Origin of the sequence: Kosakonia sp. YIM B13588 (assembly GCF_042788165.1) — a bacterium.
In the GTDB taxonomy this organism is placed as follows: Bacteria; Pseudomonadota; Gammaproteobacteria; order Enterobacterales; family Enterobacteriaceae; genus Kosakonia; species Kosakonia sacchari.
Window position 1 is genome coordinate 1 of the sequence record NZ_JBHZPO010000026.1, and the last position, 4,922, is coordinate 4,922.

A 4,922-nucleotide genomic window follows, 5' to 3' on the forward strand; every position below is an offset into this window, starting at 1 on the left:
ATGGTGATACCACGAGCTTTTTCTTCCGGCGCGTTATCGATCTGGTCGAATGCGCGAGCAGAACCACCGTAGGTTTTAGCCAGAACGGTAGTGATTGCAGCAGTCAGCGTTGTTTTACCATGGTCAACGTGGCCGATAGTACCGACGTTAACGTGCGGTTTTGTACGTTCAAACTTTTCTTTAGACATCGATTGTCCCTCTAAGACACGGATAAATCGGTGATATCACCACATCAACCAGGCAACATGCCCGACTCGTTGAATGCTAATAACAGAAGAGAAACCAGGGAGGAGAAGTGAAGTGGTGCTGATACCCAGAGTCGAACTGGGGACCTCACCCTTACCAAGGGTGCGCTCTACCAACTGAGCCATATCAGCACGTCTTGGAGCGGGCAGCGGGAATCGAACCCGCATCATCAGCTTGGAAGGCTGAGGTAATAGCCATTATACGATGCCCGCATCCTGAAACTCGGCTACCCAGTACTTTCTGTATTATCGGGAGAAGACACTCTCCCAAAGAGCTGATTCACTACTGACACCAACTCAGGTTACGTTTTAGCGTAACCGAAAATGGTGGTGGGGGAAGGATTCGAACCTTCGAAGTCTGTGACGGCAGATTTACAGTCTGCTCCCTTTGGCCGCTCGGGAACCCCACCGGACTTGATGGTGCCGACTACCGGAATCGAACTGGTGACCTACTGATTACAAGTCAGTTGCTCTACCTACTGAGCTAAGTCGGCATCAAGTAGCGCGCATTCTAGGGAGACAGAGGGATTGATGCAACTAAAAAATTGCACAAAACGTTCTATCGCTCACATTTTGCACGACGAGCCGAAGAAATGCTGTAATTTCATGCAACGCCGTGGAAAAAACCACCATTTTTCATGATTCATTCCCATCTATTCTCTCAGCCCCACGCTCTGCTCGATACCTGTGTGGACCTTTGCCAGTGCAGTTGCGCTATCGTGGTGCAAATAAATGATCGCTTAACGCCGATTCTCAGCGCTAATGCGGAATCGTGAAATGGATCACTAATTGCATCTGCGCTATTACATCCCCTGCGGAGGCGTCATCATGAAAATTGTTTTATTAAATGCAGCCACCTTGCCGGTCTATTGCCCGGAGCTTGCACAATTGTTACTTGATGCATTACACAGCGGCGCATCCGTGGGATATCAACGTTCGCTCAGCCAACAGGAAGCCGAAAGCAGCTTTTACCGTTTACGCAGCGAACTGGAAAAAGGCGAGCGACTCATCTGGATTGCGCGGGATGAACAAGGCGTTTCTGGCAGCGTCAGCCTGCAACTCAACATGCAACCTGAAGCCCTTAACCGGGGAAATATCAAACTCCTGCTGGTACATCGCCGCGCCCGCCGCAAAGGCGTTGGTAAGAAGCTCATTGCTGAGCTCGAGAAGACAGCATGTGCACGCCAGCGAGGTTTGCTATCACTTGAAGTACTGGCAGGTTCTGTCGGAGAAGCGTTCTTTCGCTCGCAAGGATACCGCTGCCTTGGTGAAATACCGGATTTTCTCTGCTCTGCGGACGGTTATTACCACCCGGCAGCCATTTATTTTAAACGCTTATTTGCTGTAAATCAGATGGTTCGTTCTATTGCCAGCTAAAGTGAAGCGCGTGATGCTTTCTACGGAAAGCATCACCTCGACGCGATTTTTCATATTATTCCCTGTCATCTGGTGTTAACCTCCTGCCCATTGATCCCACTTATTTCAATAACGTCATGCCATAGCATTATCTTTAGAGTCTCTCTCTTACTGCGCGCAGGAAGCCAACGCAGCGAGTGATAATGGCAGGCTAATAAAAGCTTATGAGTAAAAAAGAGCAAACGTTAATGACGCCTTACTTACAGTTTAATCGCAGCCAATGGGCTGCGCTTCGCGATTCTGTCCCCATGACCTTAACTGAAGGCGAGATCGCGAGATTAAAAGGTATTAATGAAGACCTTTCTTTGGAAGAAGTTGCTGAAATATATCTTCCACTTTCCCGTTTACTCAATTTCTACATCAGTTCGAACTTGCGCCGTCAGGCCGTTCTTGAACAATTTCTCGGCACTAACGGGCAGCGTATTCCTTATATCATCAGCATTGCGGGCAGCGTTGCCGTGGGCAAAAGCACTACCGCTCGTGTCTTGCAGGCGCTGCTGAGCCGCTGGCCAGAGCATCGCCGTGTAGAACTCATCACGACTGATGGTTTTTTGCACCCAAACCAGGTACTGAAAGACCGCGGCCTGATGAAGAAAAAAGGGTTTCCGCAATCTTATGATATGCACCGCCTTGTGCAATTTGTTTCAGATATTAAATCGGGCGTGACTAACATCACCGCGCCGGTTTATTCACATCTTATTTATGATGTGATCCCTGATGGTGATAAAACGATCTCGCAACCGGATATTTTAATTCTTGAAGGGTTAAATGTTTTACAAAGCGGTATGGATTACCCACACGATCCACATCATGTATTTGTTTCCGACTTTGTTGATTTCTCTATTTATGTGGATGCACCAGAAGATCTTTTGCAAACCTGGTATATCAACCGTTTCCTGAAGTTCCGCGAAGGCGCATTTACCAATCCTGATTCTTATTTCCACAACTACGCCAAATTGTCGGAAGCCGAAGCGATTGAGATTGCGATGTCATTGTGGAAAGAAATTAACGGCTTAAATCTTAAAGAAAACATCCTGCCAACCCGCGAGCGTGCAAGCCTGATTATGACAAAAAGCGCTAACCATGCCGTGGAACAAGTTCGACTACGGAAATAAATTAAAAGGGAGCATGAATGCTCCCTTTTAATTATTCCGCGCTACGAAGCGATATTTCTCCGCCCACCCAGGGTTTAATAACGCCGTCTTGCTCAAGTAACAAAGCACCTTGCGAATCAATCCCGCGGGAAATACCAAAGATTTCTTTTTCACCGATAATCAACTTAACCGGGCGATTAATAAAATTATCCAGCGCTTCCCAGCGTGAGAGGAAAGGCGTTAACCCTTCTTGTTCAAAGTGCTGCAAGGCGGTGCGAAGCTCAATGATCAAACGTGCCGCCAGTTGGTTGCGATCAATGCGCACACCGGCTTCCTGCAGATTAATCCAGCTTTGACTGATATCTTCTGCCTGTGTTTTACGCATCACTAGATTGACGCCAGCGCCAATGACAATTTGTGCCGCATCGCCGGTTTTTCCCGTTAATTCGACGAGGATCCCCGCGAGTTTACGATCCTGTAGATAGAGATCATTTGGCCATTTGACGCGTACTTGCTCCGCGCCTAAATCGCGCAGCACCTCGGCCATAACGATGCCAATGACCAGGCTCAGACCAATGGCCGCTGCAGGCCCCTGCTCAAGCCGCCAGTACATGGAAATATAGAGGTTAGCGCCAAACGGAGATACCCATTTTCGCCCGCGCCGCCCGCGACCAGCCTGCTGATATTCGGCAACACAGGCGTCGCCGGAGCGTAAGCCATTTAAGCGATCCAACAGGTACTGGTTGGTTGAATCGATCACTGGTAGCACCGCAACAGAGCCTTGCGCGACCTGGCTACTGATAAAGGCTTCGTCCAGTAGCTGAATAGGTTCTGGCAAGCTGTAGCCTTTTCCCGGCACGGTGAAGACATCTACGCCCCAGTCACGAAGCGTCTGGATATGTTTGTTAATAGCAGCACGACTCATGCCTAAACGCTCACCAAGCTGCTCACCAGAATGGAACTCGCCGTCCGCCAGAATCGAAATTAGCGTTAATGGAACGGTATTGTCTTTCACGCAATAACCTCCACCGCATTCACCTCGCCAGAACATCCTATAAAGCGCACTTCTGGTTCCAGCCAGATATCAAATTTATCGCCTACGCTCTGCCGGACAAAATGCGCGAGACGCACCACATCTTCGCTCGTTGCGTGCCCGGTGTTAATCAGTACTAAAGCTTGTAAGTGATGGACAGCAGCGCCCCCTAATGAGGTTCCTTTCAACTGACATTGATCGATCAACCAGCCTGCGGCCAGCTTCACGGAACCATCTTCCTGTGGGTAATGCGGAGCATGAGGAAAACGAGCAAGCAGGCTGCGAGATTGCTCAGCCGTGATCACCGGGTTTTTGAAGAAGCTGCCCGCATTCCCGTTCACTTTTGGATCCGGCAACTTGCTGGTACGCATCTGGCAAACGACATCGAAAACCTGTTGAGGTGTTACGGTTGCGGGATCCAGACGGGTTAAATCACCGTAGGTCAACACGGGCTGCCAGGATTTTGCCAACCGCAATCCAACAGCAGTGATGGCGTAACGATCCTGATATTCATGCTTAAAGATGCTGTCTCGGTAGCCAAAACGGCAGGCGTCTGCAGATAAACGCTGCGACTTACCCCTACTGAGCTCCATGCAATCTACATAACTGCAGACACGTTGTAACTCAACGCCATAGGCACCAATGTTTTGGATAGGAGAGGAGCCCACACAGCCTGGAATTAACGCCAGGTTTTCCAGTCCTGGCATGCCTTGTTCGAGTGTCCACCGTACAAGATTATGCCAGTTCTCTCCCGCACCGACATGTAAAAACCATGCATCCGCCTCTTCGTGAACGGCAATGCCTTTAATACGATTGATAATGACTGTTCCGATAAAGTCTTCCAGAAACAATACGTTGCTTCCTTCGCCGAGGATCAATACGGGCTGCTGGCTTTGTACTGCAGACTGCCACGCATTGAGCAGTTGCTGCGTATTTTCGACACAAACAATTTGGTGAGCCTGACGATCAATACCAAAGGTATTCCAGGGCTTAAGGGAGAGATTCATTAGCGCTATCCTGATGCAAAAACACGGCTAGTTTACCGCATCCGAAGGGGGAGCGCTTGTGGTGTTTCGCTGCATACAAACGCAAAAAGGCCATCCGTCAGGATGGCCTCTTCACGTGTTTGATGCC

Annotated in this window: 5 protein-coding genes and 4 tRNA genes; 2 read left to right on the forward strand and 7 right to left on the reverse strand. The window is 49.2% G+C overall.

The genetic code is table 11. The features are described 5' to 3' along the window. The 5 genes from ACFX4U_RS23930 to ACFX4U_RS23950 form a co-directional block, all read right to left on the reverse strand. Nucleotides 1–188 (reverse strand): GTP-binding protein (locus ACFX4U_RS23930; protein ID WP_044347782.1); only part of this gene is annotated, 188 nt, incomplete at its 3' end. 113 nt (nucleotides 189–301) lie between these two features. Then, nucleotides 302–377: transfer RNA gene (locus tag ACFX4U_RS23935), tRNA-Thr, on the reverse strand. Nucleotides 378–383: 6 nt separating this feature from the next. After that, a tRNA-Gly gene (locus ACFX4U_RS23940) sits at nucleotides 384–458 on the reverse strand. A gap of 112 nt (nucleotides 459–570) precedes the next feature. Then, nucleotides 571–655 (reverse strand) — tRNA-Tyr (locus ACFX4U_RS23945). Between the two features lie 8 nt (nucleotides 656–663). Next, nucleotides 664–739 (reverse strand) — tRNA-Thr (locus ACFX4U_RS23950). 334 nt (nucleotides 740–1,073) lie between these two features. Here ACFX4U_RS23950 and ACFX4U_RS23955 point away from each other — a divergent pair. Both ACFX4U_RS23955 and coaA read left to right on the forward strand, forming a co-directional pair. Continuing rightward, nucleotides 1,074–1,622, forward strand: coding sequence for a GNAT family N-acetyltransferase (locus tag ACFX4U_RS23955; RefSeq protein WP_313511250.1), 549 nt, complete (start codon nucleotides 1,074–1,076; stop codon nucleotides 1,620–1,622). Nucleotides 1,623–1,825: 203 nt separating this feature from the next. Further along, complete coding sequence (coaA, locus tag ACFX4U_RS23960) at nucleotides 1,826–2,776, forward strand: type I pantothenate kinase (protein WP_017460033.1); 951 nt, start codon at nucleotides 1,826–1,828, stop codon at nucleotides 2,774–2,776. Nucleotides 2,777–2,807: 31 nt separating this feature from the next. On the opposite strand, the gene birA is transcribed toward coaA, so the two are convergent. Together birA and murB are read right to left on the reverse strand one after the other, a co-directional pair. Then, on the reverse strand, nucleotides 2,808–3,770 hold the full coding sequence (birA, locus tag ACFX4U_RS23965; protein ID WP_313511251.1) for a bifunctional biotin--[acetyl-CoA-carboxylase] ligase/biotin operon repressor BirA: 963 nt from the start codon (nucleotides 3,768–3,770) through the stop codon (nucleotides 2,808–2,810). Further along, nucleotides 3,767–4,795 (reverse strand): UDP-N-acetylmuramate dehydrogenase, encoded by a 1,029-nt coding sequence (gene murB / locus ACFX4U_RS23970; protein ID WP_313511252.1) that lies wholly within the window; start codon nucleotides 4,793–4,795, stop codon nucleotides 3,767–3,769. The genes birA and murB overlap by 4 nt, the downstream gene beginning before the upstream one ends. Nucleotides 4,796–4,922: the final 127 nt, after the last annotated feature.